Raw genomic sequence first — 14,842 nt, forward strand, 5'->3', positions numbered from 1 at the left:
TACCAGAGATGCCCACCGGTCGCATCAAGTTCTACGACTCCGCCAAGGGGTTCGGATTCGCCCACACCGACGAGGGCGAGGAGGTCCACGTGCCCTCGTCGGCCCTGCCCGCGGGCGTGACGGAGCTCCACTCCGGGGCTCGCGTCGAGTTCGGCGTGGCCGAGGGGCGGCGCGGAAAGCAGGCGCTCTCCCTGCGCGTGCTCGACTCCGCCCCCTCCGTGGTCCGCAACCACCGCCCCAGGCCCGATGAGATGGCGGTCCTCCTGGAGGACCTCATCCGGGTGCTGGACCAGACCTCCAACGGCCTGCGCCGCGGGCGCTACCCGCAGCCCGCCCAGGCCGGCAAGATCGCGCAGGTCCTGCGCCGCGTCGCGGACGACCTCGAGGCATGAGCGCCGTGAAGCACGAGACGGAGCAGCCCGTGACGCCGTCCGCGAGCGGACAGAGCCCCGAGACCGAGGCGGCCGCCGTGCCGGCGCCTCCCGTCCGGCGTCGGGCCCCCAAGCGGGACGAGCTGCTGGCGGAGGCCGTGGAGACCGCGCGCGCCGCGCTGGCCGAGGATGCGGAGGAGGGCCAGGTGGGCGAGCACCTGGACGCCACGGCGGACGACGACCGGCTCGTCACCCATCGCTTCGCCGCGCACCTGCCCGGCTACGCGGGGTGGGCCTGGTACTGCACCCTCGCCCGGGCCCCGCGCTCGAAGCACGTGACCGTGTGCGAGCTGGGGATCCAGGCGCATGACGGGGCCCTCGTGGCCCCGCCGTGGGTGCCCTACGCCGAGCGCGTGAACGAGGACGAGCGCGAGCGTCTGGCGGCCGTCGCCGAGGGCCGCGTCCCCGGCGAGGCCTGAGCCCTGCTCAGCCCAGGCGCTCGACCACGTGGTCGATGCAGGCCAGCAGCGCCGTGACGTCGTCCGGCTCGATGGCCGCGAACGTGGCGATGCGCAGCTGGTTGCGCCCGAGCTTGCGGTAGGGCTCCACGTCCACGACGCCGTTGGCGCGCAGCACCTTCGCCACGGCGGCGGCGTCCACCGCCTCGTCGAAGTCGACGGTGCAGATGACGGCGGAGCGGTCCTCGGGGCGCGTCACGAACGGGGTGGCCACCGCGTGCCGCTCGGCCCACTCGTACACCCGGCGCGAGGACTCGGCGGTGCGCGCGGTGGTGAAGTCCAGGCCGCCGTTGCCGTTCATCCACTGCAGCTGCGCGTCCATCATCACCAGGGTGGCCAGGGCCGGCGTGTTGTACGTCTGGTCCTTGAGCGAGTTGTCCACGGCGGTGGCCAGGTCCAGGAACTCCGGGATCCACCGGCCCGAGGCCGAGACCTCCTGCACCCGCTCGAGCGCAGCGGGGGAGAACAGCGCGAGCCACAGGCCGCCGTCGGAGGCGAAGTTCTTCTGCGGGGCGAAGTAGTAGACGTCCGCCTGCGCCACGTCCACGGGCAGGCCGCCGGCCGCGGAGGTGGCGTCGATCAGCACGAGCGCGTCGTCGTCGATCCCCGCGGGGCGCTCCACGGGCGCCATGACGCCCGTGGACGTCTCGTTGTGGGGCCACGCGTACACGTCGACGCCGGCCACGGCCTCCGGCTCCGGGCGCGTGCCCGGCTCCGCGATGCGGATGTCCGAGGCGCCGAGGAACGGGGCGGCGTCCGTGGCGCGGGCGAACTTGGAGCCGAACTCGCCGAAGCTCAGGTGCTGCGCACGCTCGTGGACCAGTCCGAAGGAGGCGGCGTCCCAGAACGCGGTGGACCCGCCGACCCCGAGGACCACCTCGTAGCCCGCGGGGGCGGAGAAGAGCTCGGCGACGCCGGCGCGCACGCGGCCCACGAGGTCCTTCACGGGCTTCTGGCGATGGGAGGTCCCCATGAGCCCGGCGGCGTCGGCCACGGCCTGCAGCTGCTCGGGGCGGACCTTGGACGGTCCAGCGCCGAACCGGCCGTCCGCCGGCAGCATGTCCGTGGGGATGACGATCTCGGCGGGGGAGGTCGGGTTCATGGTGCGCTCCTGGGCAGGGGACGGGGTCGTCCTCATTGTGGCCCAGCGGCGCTCGCGCCCCGTGAACGTGACCCCGGTCCCGTGGCTAGGATGGCGCGAGAGGAAGACCACGGGAAGAGGACGGCGCGATGACCGATTTGATCGACACCACGGAGATGTACCTGCGCACCATCCTCGAGCTCGAGGAGGAGGGCATCACGCCCCTGCGTGCGCGCATCGTGGAGCGGCTGGACCACTCCGGCCCCACGGTCTCCCAGACGGTGGCCCGCATGGAGCGCGACGGCCTCGTGCACGTCGGCGCCGACCGCCGCCTGGACCTCACCGTGGACGGGCGCGAGCGTGCCGTTGCCGTGCTGCGCAAGCACCGCCTGGCCGAGCGCCTGCTCTCGGACGTCATCGGCCTGGACTGGGCGCTCGTGCACGACGAGGCCTGCCGCTGGGAGCACGTCATGAGCGACCAGGTGGAGCGCCGCCTGCTCGAGATCCTGGAGAACCCGAGCGTCACCCCGTACGGCACCCCGATCCCGCCGCGCCCCGAGCAGCGCTCCGCCGAGGACTGGAGCCGGGACATGGGCCTCGCCGGGGAGAGGCTGGCGACGGCGGCCGCCACCCCCGGCCGGTTCCGCGTCCTCAGCCTCGCCGAGGGGATCCAGGCCGACCCGGAGCTCCTGACGGACCTCGCCGCCGCGGGCGTCGTGCCCGGCGGCGTCCTCCGGGCGCAGCCCGCGCTCGAGGCCGGATACGTCCGGATCGAGGCGGAGGCGGACGGCGACGCCGCCGCCGGCGACGCGCTGGAGCTGCACGGGGACACCGCCGCGCACGTGTGGGTGGAGGCCCTGCCCGGCGAGTGACCGGCGCGTGAGGCGCAGGTGACCGATCGGTGAAGACTTTGCGCACCCGCGTGCGACACGCCGCGCGCAGGGACCGGAGGCCCGTAGCGTGGGACCGTCCGCTCCCCGTCCCGAGGCCCGCCATGCGCACACTCGTCCTCAACGCCGGCTACGAACCCCTCTCGGTGGTCTCCGACCGCCGAGCGCTCCTGCTCGTGGCCACGGGCAAGGCCAGCGTCCTGGAGGACGGCGGGGATCCCATGCTGAGCCCGACGCGCGCGTGGGGCCGCCCCCTGGTGATCCTCCTGCACCAGTACATCCGCGTCCCCCACGGGGAGGCGGCACCCGTCTCCCGCAAGGGCGTGCTGCGCCGGGACGGCCACCGCTGCGCCTACTGCGGGGCCCACGCCACCACGGTGGACCACGTCCGGCCCCGTTCGCGCGGCGGGGAGAACTCGTGGGAGAACCTGGTGGCGTGCTGCCTGCGCTGCAACGGCGCCAAGGCGGACCGCTCGCTCGAGTCCCTGGGGTGGCGGCTGCGCGTGGACCCGGTGCGCCCGCGCGGTGCGCAGTGGCGTATCCGCGAGCTCGACCGCCCCGCCGAGGCGTGGCAGGGCTACCTGGGCCTGGCGGCCTGACGCTCCCAGCGGAATCCCCCCGCCGCTCCCGGGGCGCTCCCTAGACTGCTCTCGGTCACGAGACGACAGGGGAGTGATGCGCATGAGCATGGAGTCGGCGGCACGGGCGTCCATGATGCGCATGACGCGCAGCGGCCCGGAGGCGTCCCAGTCCCTCAAGAAGGGCACCGTGCGGCGCGCGGTCGCGTTCGCCGGACGGTACCGCGCCCGGCTGGTCGTGTTCGTCCTCGCCTCGATCCTGGGGGCCGTGCTCGGCGTCGCCTCGCCGGTCCTCGCGGGCGACGTCGTCAACGCGATCACCGGCGGCCGGGACGGCGACCTGATCGTGCGGCTCGCGCTGCTCATCGCCGCGGTCGCCATCGCCGACGCCGTCCTCGGCGTGTTCACCAAGTGGCTCTCCGCGGGCCTCGGCGAACGGGTCATCTTCGACCTGCGCACGCAGGTCTTCGACCACGTGCAGCGCATGCCCGTCGCCTTCTTCCAGCGCACGCGCACGGGCGCCCTGGTCTCGCGCCTGAACAACGACGTCGTCGGGGCCCAGTCGGCCATCTCCCGCACCCTCTCCGGCGTCGTGGCCAACGTGGTCTCCGTGGCGCTCACCCTGGCCGTGATGATCGCGACGAGCTGGCAGATCACCGTGCTCTCGCTCGTGCTCCTTCCGGTCTTCCTGTTCCCCGCCCGGTGGGTGGGCCGGCGCCTGGCCGGGCTCTCACGCGAGCGCGCCGGGCACAACGCCGCGATGGGCGACCAGATGACCGAGCGCTTCTCCGCGCCGGGCGCCACCCTCATCAAGCTCTTCGGCGACCCGGCCACGGAGTCGGCGGAGTTCGCCCGGCGCGCGGACCGCGTGCGCGCCACCGGCGTGGACATCTCCGTGCGCCAGGCCGTGTTCACCACGCTGCTCACGCTCGTCTCCGCGCTCGCTCTCGCGGCCGTGTACGGGGTGGGCGGGCTCCAGGCCCTCGCGGGCACCCTCGACGCCGGCGACGTCGTCACGCTCGCCCTGCTCCTCACGCGCCTCTACGCCCCGCTGACCGCGCTGGCCAATGCGCGCGTGGAGATCATGAGCGCGCTCGTCTCCTTCGAGCGCGTGTTCGAGGTCCTCGACCTGGAGCCCCTCATGCGGGAGCCGGAGCCGGGCCGCGCCGTGGCCGTGCCCGAGGGGCCGCTCTCCGTGCGCCTGCGGGACGTGCGCTTCTCCTACCCCACCGCGCAGGAGGTGTCCCTGGCCTCGCTCGAGGAGGTGGCCGTGCTGGACACGCGCGGCGGCGAGGAGGTGCTCCACGGGATCGACGTCGAGGTGCCGGCCGGGCGCACCGTGGCCCTCGTCGGCTCCTCCGGGGCCGGCAAGTCGACGATCGCCTCCCTCGTGACCCGCCTGCAGGACGTGAGCTCCGGCGCGGTCGAGCTGGGCGGCGTGGACGTGCGGGACATGACCTTCGCGGATCTGCAGCAGGCGGTCGGCATGGTCACGCAGGACGGACACCTGTTCCATGACACGGTGCGCGGCAATCTCGCCCTGGCCCGCCCCGACGCCACGGACGCCCAGCTGTGGGATGCGATCGAGCGCGCCCGCCTGGGAGACGTGATGCGGGCCCTGCCCGACGGCCTGGACACCGTGGTCGGCGAGCGCGGCTACCGCCTCTCCGGCGGCGAGCGCCAGCGCATGACCATCGCGCGCCTGCTGCTGGCCGCCCCGCGCGTCGTGGTGCTGGACGAGGCGACGGCGGCGCTGGACTCCACGAACGAGCGCGCCATCCAGGACGCGCTCGGGGAGGCGCTCGCGGGCCGCACGGCGATCGTGATCGCCCACCGGCTCTCCACGGTGCGCAGTGCGGACGAGATCCTCGTGGTGGAGGCCGGGCGGATCGTGGAGCGCGGCACGCACGCGGCGCTGCTGGAGCGGGGCGGCCGATACGCCGAGCTCTACACGACCCAGTTCGCCGACGCAGGCTGAGGCACGCAGGCGCCGCGACGGCGGTGGTGCCCCAGGCCGGAATCGAACCGACGGCCTACCCTTTAGGAGAGGGTCGCTCTATCCAACTGAGCTACTGGGGCAGGGACCCGTGGCCGGGTCCGGTCGGTCAGTCTAGCCGAGCGCGTCAGGCCGAGGCGGGCACCGACGTCGCGGCCTGCCGGCCCTTCCCGCCGCGCACCAGCATCACGACCACCGCGAGCGCGATCAGGGCGAGCAGCACCCAGCGGGCAAGGGTGAGCGCGGACGCGAGGCCGGCGCCGGGGCCGCCCGCGGCGATCGCCTGCTCGATGGCGATGTTCTCGGCGATGTCCACCACGGCGAACAGCACGCCGAGTCCGAACGCGCCCCACTTCGCCGCCGCGGGACGCAGGCGCCAGGCCGCCACCGCGGTGAGCGTCAGGGCGACGGCGATCGGGAAGATGACCCCGGCCGTCTTGTGCACCCAGTTGAGCTGGCCGCGCGCCGCCTCGTCCATCACGCCGGCGAGGGCCCGCACGTGGTCCTGACCGTAGACGAGCATCGAGTCCGGCACGGCCAGCCCGCCGGTGAGCTGCGTCATCTGCTGCAGGACCAGCAGGTGGTAGTAGGCGCCGACGAACAGCGTGGTGCCGATCAGCGCGATCACGAGCATGGTCGGGTCGCCGTCCGAGCGGCTGGCGGCGGTCGGAGCGGGAGTCATCGCCGTGGACGACGACGGTCGGGGCGTGCGGGACTTCTTCGACATGGGACCTCCAGGGGACATCATCGCAGACGGCCCCCGCTGTCGTGTCCGGGGCCGCGCCTAGACTGGACGGGCCATGGCTGACCTGTTCTCCGCGCTCGGACGCGCCCCCCTGCCCACCTCTCGGACCCGCCCGTCGGCGGATCCGCAGACCGCCCTGCCCGGGCTCGTGCCCGCCGCGGTGACGCGTGCCGCGCTGGACCCGGAGGCGCCGGGGGGAGCGTGGGGCGGGGACGGCGTCGGGAACGGCGCGGACACCGCCGCCCACACCCCGGAGTCCCTCGTGGAGGGGCTGAACCCCCAGCAGGCGGCGGCGGTGACCCATGCCGGGGCGCCGCTGCTGATCGTCGCCGGGGCCGGCTCGGGCAAGACGCGCGTGCTGACCCACCGGATCGCGCACCTGCTGGCCACGGGGCGGGCCCGCCCGCACGAGATCCTGGCCATCACCTTCACGAACAAGGCCGCCGCGGAGATGCGCGAGCGCGTCGCCGGGCTCATCGGCCCCACGGCGCAGCGCATGTGGATCTCGACGTTCCACTCCTCCGCCGTGCGCATCCTGCGCAACGAGGCGGCGAGCATCGGGCTGAAGTCCACCTTCACCATCTACGACGCGGCGGACAGCCTGCGGCTGGTCACCACGATCGCCAAGCTGCACGAGCTGGACCCCAAGCGCTTCGCGCCCAAGGCCCTGCTCAACCGCATCAGCTCCCTCAAGAACGAGCTCATCGAGGCGGACGACTATGCGGGCACCGTGTCCGAGACGGATCCGTGGGCCCAGGCGGTGGCCGCGGTGTACCGCGACTACACGGCGCGGCTGCGCCAGGCCAACGCCCTGGACTTCGACGACCTGATCGGCATGACCGTCCACATGTTCGAGGCGTTCCCGCGCGTGCTGGACAGCTACCGCCGCCGCTTCCGCCACGTGCTCGTGGACGAGTACCAGGACACCAACCACGCGCAGTACCGCCTCGTGCGGCTGCTCACCGGCCCAGCCGGCGAACCCGAGGGTGTGGACACCCCCGGCGGCGAGCTCACCGTGGTGGGCGACTCGGACCAGTCGATCTACGCCTTCCGCGGCGCGGACATCCGCAACATCGTGGAGTTCGAGCAGGACTTCACGGACGCGGCCACCATCCGGCTCGAGCAGAACTACCGCTCCACGCAGACCATCCTGGACGCGGCCAACGCGGTCATCCAAAACAATCCGGACCGCCGCAAGAAGGACCTGTGGACGGCCGAGGGTGCGGGGGAGAAGATCACCGGCTACGCCGCGGAGAACGAGTCCGCGGAGGCCGAGTGGATCTCCTCCACCATCGACCGCCTCCAGGACGAGGGCGGGGTGCGCCCGGCCGACGTCGCCGTGTTCTACCGCACCAACGCCCAGTCCCGCGCCCTCGAGGAGCGCCTCGTCACCCGCGGCATCCCGTACCGCGTGATCGGCGGCACGCGGTTCTACGACCGCAAGGAGATCAAGGACGCCCTCGCGTACCTGCGCGTGGTGGTCAACCCGGCCGACGACGTCAACGTGCGCCGCATCCTCAATGAGCCCAAGCGCGGCATCGGCGACCGTGCTGAGGGCGCCGTGGCCGCGTGGGCGCAGCGCCAGCGCACCACGTTCTTCGACGCCCTGCGGGACGCGGAGAACGCCCCGGGCATGGCCACGCGATCCGTGAAGGCGATCCGCGGGTTCGTCCAGATGATGGACGACCTCATGCAGCTGACGGAGGGCGAGAGCCCGGCCACCGTCCTCGAGGCCGTCCTCGAACAGTCCGGCATGCTCGCCGCGCTGCGCGAGTCGGAGGACCTGCAGGACGAGTCCCGCGCGGACAACCTCGGCGAGCTCGTGGCCGTGGTGCGCGCCTTCTCCACCGCTCACCCGGACGGCACGCTCTCGGACTTCCTCGAGCAGGTGGCGCTCGTGGCGGACGCGGACCAGCTGCCCTCGCCGTCGGACGCCGAGGGCGCGGACCTCGCCGAGGCGCAGGGCCAGGTGACGCTCATGACGCTGCACACGGCCAAGGGCCTGGAGTTCCCGGTCGTCTTCCTCACGGGCATGGAGCACGGCGTCTTCCCGCACGCCCGCTCCATGACGGATGAGAAGGAGCTCGCGGAGGAGCGACGCCTGGCCTACGTGGGGCTGACCCGCGCCCGTGAACGGCTGTTCCTCTCCCGCGCGGAGGCGCGCTCCCTGTGGGGCCAGCACCAGTTCAACCCGCCCAGCCAGTTCCTCGGGGAGATCCCCGAGCGGCTCATCGAGTGGGAGCGCGAGGGGACCACGCGCCCGGCCGGCTCCCTGACCTCGCTCACGGGGGCGGGGACCTCGCGGTACGCGGGGCGGTTCGGCTCCGGCGGCGAGGGCGGCCGGCCCTCGTGGGCCTCTCGCGATGACGGCACCGGCGCGCGCCCCGCGCGCCTCACCCGCGGCGAGGAGGCCGCGGACCTGACCGTGCCGTCGTCGGTGGTGCGCGGCAAGGCCCCCTCACGGGTGCAGCCGCAGAAGGAGATCGCGGCCCTGAACCCCGGAGACCGCGTGTCCCACGCCACCTTCGGTGCGGGCCGCGTAGACGCCGTCACCGGAGCCGGGGACAAGACCGTGGCCACGGTCACGTTCGAGGACTCGGGGGCCCAGAAGCGCCTGCTGCTGCGCTATGCACCCCTCACCCAGCTGGAGGGCTGAGAGCCCTCTGCGCGCCGGGCGGTGTGGACTACAGTGACGGAGGAGAGCTCCACGACGCCGTCTCCGCGCCTCCGCGCGCGGCGGACCGGCGCGGGGCCCGCTCCCGCCGAGGCGCCGTGATGCGGCACCCCGGCAGACCGAAGTCTTCGACCCAGAAGGACATCCACCGTGGACCTGTATGAGTACCAGGCGCGCGATCTGTTCGAGAAGCACGGCGTCCCCGTGCTCGCCGGCATCGTGGCGCAGACCCCGGAAGAGGCCAAGGCGGCCGCTGAGAAGATCGGCGGCGTGACCGTCGTCAAGGCGCAGGTGAAGGTCGGCGGCCGCGGCAAGGCCGGCGGCGTCAAGGTCGCGAAGACCGCCGACGAGGCGTACGAGCACGCCAAGGCCATCCTGGGGATGGACATCAAGGGCCACACCGTGCACCAGGTCATGATCGCGCAGGGCGCCGACATCGCCGAGGAGTACTACTTCTCCGTGCTGCTGGACCGCGCGAACCGCACCTACCTGGCCATGTGCTCGGTGGAGGGCGGCATGGACATCGAGACCCTCGCCGAGGAGCGCCCCGAGGCCCTCGCCAAGGTGCCCGTCTCCGCGCTGACCGGCATCGACGCCGAGACCGCCCAGAAGATCGTCGCCGAGGCGAACTTCCCCGAGGAGCTGCGCGCCGACGTCGCCGACGTCCTGCAGACGCTGTGGACCGTCTTCGAGAAGGAGGACGCCACCCTCGTCGAGGTCAACCCGCTGGTGAAGACCGGCGACGGCAAGATCCTCGCCCTCGACGGCAAGGTCTCCCTCGATGACAACGCCGAGTTCCGCCAGGAGGGCCACGCGGCCCTCGTCGACGAGCGCACCGAGGACCCGCTGGAGGCCAAGGCCAAGGCGAACGACCTCAACTACGTGAAGCTCGACGGCCAGGTCGGCGTGATCGGCAACGGCGCCGGCCTCGTGATGTCCACCCTCGACGTGGTGGCCTACGCGGGCGAGAAGCACGGCGGCGTGAAGCCCGCCAACTTCCTTGACATCGGCGGCGGCGCCAACGCCGAGGTCATGGCCAACGGCCTCGACGTCATCCTCGGCGACGAGCAGGTCAAGTCCGTGTTCGTGAACGTCTTCGGCGGCATCACCGCGTGCGACGCCGTCGCCAACGGCATCGTCAAGGCCCTCGAGATCCTGGGCGACTCCGCCACCAAGCCGCTGGTCGTCCGCCTGGACGGCAACGCCGTGGAGGAGGGCCGCCGCATCCTGCAGGAGGCCAACCACCCGCTGGTCACCCTGGCCGCCACCATGGACGAGGGCGCCGACAAGGCCGCCGAGCTCGCCCACTCCGCGAACTGACCGTTCGGAAAGACTGAGGAACAGCTATGTCGATCTACCTGAACAAGGACTCCAAGGTCATCGTGCAGGGCATCACCGGCGGTGAGGGCACCAAGCACACCCGCCTGATGCTCAAGGCCGGCACGAACATCGTGGGCGGCGTGAACGCCCGCAAGGCCGGCACCACCGTGTCCCATGAGGACAAGGACGGCAACGCCGTCGAGCTGCCCGTCTTCGGCTCCGTCACGGAGGCCATGGAGAAGACCGGCGCCGACGTGTCCGTCGCCTTCGTGCCGCCGGCCTTCGCCAAGGACGCCGCGATCGAGGCCATCGAGGCCGAGATCCCGCTGCTCGTGGTCATCACCGAGGGCATCCCGGTGCAGGACTCCGCCGAGTTCTTCGCCCTGTCCCAGTCGAAGACCGGCGCGGACGGCAAGCCGAAGACCCGCATCATCGGCCCGAACTGCCCCGGCATCATCACCCCGGGCGAGGCCCTGGCCGGCATCACCCCGGCGTCGATCACCGGCTCCGGCCCCATCGGCCTCGTGTCCAAGTCCGGCACGCTGACCTACCAGATGATGTACGAGCTGCGTGACTTCGGCTTCTCCACCGCCATCGGCATCGGCGGCGACCCGGTCATCGGCACCACCCACATCGACGCCCTCGAGGCGTTCGAGGCGGACCCGGAGACCAAGGCCATCGTCATGATCGGCGAGATCGGCGGCGACGCCGAGGAGCGCGCGGCCGACTACATCAAGGCCAACGTCACCAAGCCCGTCGTCGGCTACGTCGCGGGCTTCACCGCCCCCGAGGGCAAGACCATGGGCCACGCGGGCGCCATCGTGTCCGGCTCTGCGGGCACCGCGGCCGCCAAGAAGGAGGCCCTCGAGGCCGCCGGCGTGAAGGTGGGCAAGACTCCCTCCGAGACCGCCGAGCTCATGCGTGAGATCATGAAGGGCCTCTGAGTCCCCAGATCTCGGGCTGATCCCGACGACGCGGGCCCCGTGCCTCCCGAGAGGGAGGTGCGGGGCCCACTGCGTTCTTGCTCCCGTTGTTCCTGCGTTGTTCCTGCGTCGTTCCTGCGTGCGGGAGGGCTGACATGGACGCTGCCGCCGATGAGCTGGGCGCAGTACTGCCAGGTAACCCCCGAGGTTACCTGGCAGTACTGCGCCCAGCTCAGGTGGACGCCGCCTGTTGCGCCTGTCGCGCCTGGTGCTGCCGTGGCGGCCCTTGCACCCGTGGCCGAACCCCGGAGCACCCGGAGGTCAGCCCACGTCGCCGCCTACCAGCATGCCCAGCACGTAGGTCACCGCCGCGGCGCCGTAGCCGATCGCGAGCTGGCGCAGGCCCCGAGCCAGCGGTGAGGAGCCGGACAGCAGCCCGACCACACCGCCGGTGAAGAGCAGGGCCACGCCCACCATCGCCGCCGCCAGGCCCAGGGCCCACAGCCCGGACATGCCGAAGATGTACGGCAGGATCGGGATGAGCGCGCCGGAGGCGAAGAACGCGAAGCTGGACAGGGAGGCGCTCCACGCCGAGCCGATCTCCGCGAAGGAGTCCGAGTGGTCCACGGGTCCCTGGGAGCCGTCGGGACGGGCGGAGAACCGCGGGTTGCAGTCGCACGTGAGATAGCCGAGGCGCTCGAGCGCGCGGTGCTCGGCGTCCTCGGGCGTCATGCCGCGGGCCAGGTAGACGAGCTTGAGCTCGTTGTGGTCCAGGTCCAGGTGCTGGGCCGCCTCGAGGGTGATCTGGGTGGGGGAGGATGCCTCGAGCAGCTCCCGCTGGGACCGCACCGAGACGTACTCGCCGGCCGCCATGGACAGCGCGCCCGCCAGCAGGCCGGCCACGCCCGTGAACAGCACGACGGACGGCGCCACGCCCGTCGCGCCGATGCCCATCACGAGCGCCAGGTTGGAGACCAGCCCGTCGTTCATGCCGAAGACGGCGGCACGGAAGTTGCCTGCCAGCTGCTCGCGACCCCGGGCGGCGAGGCCGCGCACGACCTCCTCGTGGATGGCCTCGTCCGCCACCATGCCCTCGGGGGCGTCCTGGTCCTCCGCGTAGGGAGTGTCCGACTCGGCGCGCTGGGCCAGGGCCAGCACGAACACGGAGCCGAAGATCCGCGCGAGCCAGCGCAGCAGGATGCGGTGCAGGGAGGGGCGCGGCGGGTTCTCGGCGTGCCCACCCAGGAGGGCCCGCCAGTGCTGTTCGTGGCGGCGCTCGGCCTCGGCGAGGCCGAGCAGGATGTCGCGCTCCACGCCGTCCTTGCGGGCGGCGATGTCGCGGTAGATCTGACCCTCGGCGATCTCGTCGGCGAGGTAGCGGCGCCAGCGTCGGACCTGTTCGCGGGTCGGCTCGGGGCGTGCCGCAGGAGTGGCGGTGTGGGCGGGGCTCATGGGGCTCCATCGGATGGGCAGGCGGAGACGGGCGCCGCCGCCGCGGACCACGGCGGCCGGGCGCGCGCCCGACCCGCCAGTCTACGCCGTCGCTACCATGGCCGCATGGACGCAGCAGAGACCCCCGACGGCCCCGAGGCCGCCGCCCACGACGGCGGCCGGCCGGCCTGGCAGCACCGCCTCCTGGCGGGCGGGGTGGAGCCGGACCCCCGGTTCACGCTTGCCAATGAGCGCACGTTCCTGGCCTGGGTCCGGACGGCGCTGGCGCTGCTGGCCGGCGGGGTCGCGGTGGAGACGTTCACCGGCGCCCTCTTCGCGCCGCCGGTCCGGGTGGTGCTGAGCACGGTGCTGCTCGTCCTGGCGGCGCTGCTCGCCCTGGGCGCGGGCGCGCGCTGGCTCCGGGTGGAGCGGGCGATGCGCCGCGGCCGTCCGCTGCCGCTGCCGCTGATCGTCCCGGTCCTGGCGGGGGGCGTCGTGCTGGCCGTCGTGGTGCTGATGCTCGCCGTCGTCCTGCCGCGGGGCTGAGGCGATGCGTCTGCATCACGACCCGGGGCTGCAGCCCGAGCGCACCGTGATGAGCTGGGGCCGCACGGTCCTGGCGCTGAGCGTCCTCAGCCTCACGTTCCTGAGGTGGTGGCCGGCCGTCGGCGCGTGGGCGTTCGGGCCTGCGGTGGTGGCGGCCGTCGGCGGGGCGGCGGTGCTGGCCACCCAGCGCCGGCGCTACGTGGCGCAGGCGCGCGGGATCGCAGGGGAGCGGGCCCGGCCGGCCCTGGCGTCGGTGGCCGGCATGGTCGTGCTGGTGGTGGGCTTGGCGGCCCTCGGGATCACTGCGACGCTGCTGCACGCGGCCTGATCCGCGGACGACGACGGCGCCCCTCACCTGCGCGGGCAGGTGAGGGGCGCCGTCGTGCCGCCGGAGGCGAACCGCTCAGCGGGCGATCATGCCGTGGGGGTCGATGACGAACTTCTCCAGGGAGCCCTGGTCGAACTCCGCGTAGGCCTGGGGTGCCTCGTCCAGGCTGATCACGCGCGGGTTGACCATCTCCGTCAGGTACGGCATCCGGTCCCACAGGATCGACATCATCAGCTGACGGTTGTAGCGCATGATGGGCGCCTGGCCGCCGATGATGTGGGGCGACTTGATCCAGGCCTTGCCGAAGTCCACCGGGAAGGTGCCCTCCTGCTCAGCCTTCGTCTCCGCGATCGGGTCCGGCCCGTAGATGCCGATGATGCCCGTGGCACCGCCCGGACGGGTGATGTCCAGGACCTGGTTCACAGCGGCGATGGGCTGCATCTCATCGGACGCGGAGCCCAGGCCGTGGGCCTCGGAGCCGACGCAGTCCACCGCGCAGTCCACCATCGGCTCGCCGAGGATGTCGTTCACGGCGTCCTGCAGGTTCTCCGTGACGGAGAGGTCGATGGTCTCGCAGCCGTGCTTGCGCACCAGCTCCAGCCGCGAGGCGTCCTGGTCGCCCACGATGATGCACGAGGCGCCCAGCAGCCGAGCGGCAGCCGCGGCGCACCGGCCCACGGGGCCGGCACCGGCGATGTAGACGGTGGAGCCGGGCTTGGCGCCGGCCTCCACGAGGCCGTGGAACGCCGTGGGGAGGATGTCCGAGAGCACGGTCAGATCCAGGATCTTCTCCATCGCCTGCTCCTGGTCCGGGAAGCGCAGCAGCTGGAAGTCGGCGTACGGCACGAACAGGTACTCGGCCTGTCCGCCCTGGAAGCCGCCCAGATTGAAGCCGTAGGCGGCGGCCGCCTGCTCCGGGTTGGCGGTCTCGCAGATCTCGGTCCGGCCGGCGCGGCAGTTGCGGCAGCGGCCGCAGGCCACGTTGAACGGCACGGAGACGAGGTCGCCCTCCTTCAGGAACTGGACGTCGCTGCCGATCTCCAGCACCTGGCCGGTCATCTCGTGACCCAGCACCATGCCCTCGGGCGCGGGGAAGGACCCGCGGTAGATGTGCAGGTCGCTGCCGCAGATGTTGGTGGCGACGATCTTGAGGATGACGCCGTGCGGGGCGGCGGAGCCGTCAGGCATCTCCAGCTTGGGGAAGTCCAGCTCGTCGACGCGCACGTCCTTGATGCCGTGGAATGCCACGGCGCGGTTCTTGGTGGTCATGGAAACTGTTGCCTTTCTGTCTCCAGCGAGGCCCCAGGTGGGGCGAGAGACGGGGCGAACCCGAGGGGTAGTCCCAGTCCCGGGCTGTACGGACACACTAGGGGCCGGGGGGAGCCTGGGGGAAGGGTCGCCCGCCGCCACCCGCCGCCACCCGCCGCACCGGTCACCTGGC

14 protein-coding genes and 1 tRNA gene are annotated in these 14,842 nt (G+C 72.6%); 10 read left to right on the top strand and 5 right to left on the bottom strand.

Features of this window, described 5'->3' with window-relative positions; all coding sequences use genetic code 11:
• The first annotated feature begins 8 nt into the window (after positions 1–8).
• Both AAG742_RS02160 and AAG742_RS02165 read left to right on the top strand, forming a co-directional pair.
• Positions 9–392, top strand: coding sequence for a cold shock domain-containing protein (locus AAG742_RS02160; protein ID WP_298713906.1), 384 nt, complete (start codon positions 9–11; stop codon positions 390–392).
• On the top strand, positions 389–850 hold the full coding sequence (locus tag AAG742_RS02165; protein ID WP_298713911.1) for a DUF3027 domain-containing protein: 462 nt from the start codon (positions 389–391) through the stop codon (positions 848–850). The genes AAG742_RS02160 and AAG742_RS02165 overlap by 4 nt, the downstream gene beginning before the upstream one ends.
• Positions 851–857: 7 nt before the next feature.
• On the opposite strand, the gene serC is transcribed toward AAG742_RS02165, so the two are convergent.
• Positions 858–1,991: a phosphoserine transaminase gene (serC, locus tag AAG742_RS02170; RefSeq protein WP_248115355.1), complete on the bottom strand. Its 1,134-nt coding sequence runs from the start codon at positions 1,989–1,991 to the stop codon at positions 858–860.
• A gap of 128 nt (positions 1,992–2,119) precedes the next feature.
• Here serC and AAG742_RS02175 point away from each other — a divergent pair, with 128 nt between their 5' ends.
• The 3 genes from AAG742_RS02175 (at position 2,120) to AAG742_RS02185 (ending at position 5,416) form a co-directional block, all read left to right on the top strand.
• Positions 2,120–2,842 (top strand): metal-dependent transcriptional regulator, encoded by a 723-nt coding sequence (locus AAG742_RS02175; protein WP_248115356.1) that lies wholly within the window; start codon positions 2,120–2,122, stop codon positions 2,840–2,842.
• A 122-nt stretch (positions 2,843–2,964) separates the two neighbouring features.
• Entirely contained in the window at positions 2,965–3,459 is a 495-nt protein-coding gene (locus tag AAG742_RS02180) for an HNH endonuclease (protein ID WP_248115357.1), read from the top strand.
• Positions 3,460–3,541: 82 nt separating this feature from the next.
• On the top strand, positions 3,542–5,416 hold the full coding sequence (locus AAG742_RS02185) for an ABC transporter ATP-binding protein (protein WP_298713914.1): 1,875 nt from the start codon (positions 3,542–3,544) through the stop codon (positions 5,414–5,416).
• Between the two features lie 24 nt (positions 5,417–5,440).
• On the opposite strand, the gene AAG742_RS02190 is transcribed toward AAG742_RS02185, so the two are convergent.
• Positions 5,441–5,517: transfer RNA gene (locus AAG742_RS02190), tRNA-Arg, on the bottom strand.
• A 44-nt stretch (positions 5,518–5,561) separates the two neighbouring features.
• Entirely contained in the window at positions 5,562–6,161 is a 600-nt protein-coding gene (locus AAG742_RS02195; RefSeq protein WP_298713917.1) for a hypothetical protein, read from the bottom strand.
• 73 nt (positions 6,162–6,234) lie between these two features.
• On the opposite strand from AAG742_RS02195, the gene pcrA reads away from it, so the two are divergent.
• The 3 genes from pcrA (at position 6,235) to sucD (ending at position 11,117) form a co-directional block, all read left to right on the top strand.
• Positions 6,235–8,835 (top strand): DNA helicase PcrA, encoded by a 2,601-nt coding sequence (gene pcrA / locus AAG742_RS02200; protein ID WP_298713920.1) that lies wholly within the window; start codon positions 6,235–6,237, stop codon positions 8,833–8,835.
• A gap of 168 nt (positions 8,836–9,003) precedes the next feature.
• Complete coding sequence (gene sucC, locus AAG742_RS02205; RefSeq protein ID WP_248115363.1) at positions 9,004–10,173, top strand: ADP-forming succinate--CoA ligase subunit beta; 1,170 nt, start codon at positions 9,004–9,006, stop codon at positions 10,171–10,173.
• A 26-nt stretch (positions 10,174–10,199) separates the two neighbouring features.
• Positions 10,200–11,117 carry a succinate--CoA ligase subunit alpha gene (gene sucD, locus AAG742_RS02210; RefSeq protein ID WP_248115364.1) on the top strand — a complete coding sequence of 306 codons (918 nt, stop codon included), beginning with the start codon at positions 10,200–10,202 and terminating at the stop codon, positions 11,115–11,117.
• 300 nt (positions 11,118–11,417) lie between these two features.
• Here the strand turns inward: sucD and AAG742_RS02215 are convergent, their stop codons facing one another.
• Positions 11,418–12,548, bottom strand: coding sequence for a VIT1/CCC1 transporter family protein (locus AAG742_RS02215; protein WP_298713922.1), 1,131 nt, complete (start codon positions 12,546–12,548; stop codon positions 11,418–11,420).
• A gap of 105 nt (positions 12,549–12,653) precedes the next feature.
• Between AAG742_RS02215 and AAG742_RS02220 the strand changes: the two genes are divergently transcribed.
• Positions 12,654–13,073 (top strand): DUF202 domain-containing protein, encoded by a 420-nt coding sequence (locus tag AAG742_RS02220; RefSeq protein ID WP_298713925.1) that lies wholly within the window; start codon positions 12,654–12,656, stop codon positions 13,071–13,073.
• 4 nt (positions 13,074–13,077) lie between these two features.
• Positions 13,078–13,401 (top strand): DUF202 domain-containing protein, encoded by a 324-nt coding sequence (locus AAG742_RS02225; protein WP_298713928.1) that lies wholly within the window; start codon positions 13,078–13,080, stop codon positions 13,399–13,401.
• A gap of 75 nt (positions 13,402–13,476) precedes the next feature.
• On the opposite strand, the gene AAG742_RS02230 is transcribed toward AAG742_RS02225, so the two are convergent.
• Positions 13,477–14,670: an alcohol dehydrogenase catalytic domain-containing protein gene (locus tag AAG742_RS02230; protein ID WP_298713931.1), complete on the bottom strand. Its 1,194-nt coding sequence runs from the start codon at positions 14,668–14,670 to the stop codon at positions 13,477–13,479.
• Positions 14,671–14,842 lie beyond the last annotated feature (172 nt).

The organism is Micrococcus sp. 2A (assembly GCF_039519235.1).
Lineage (GTDB): Bacteria > Actinomycetota > Actinomycetes > Actinomycetales > Micrococcaceae > Micrococcus.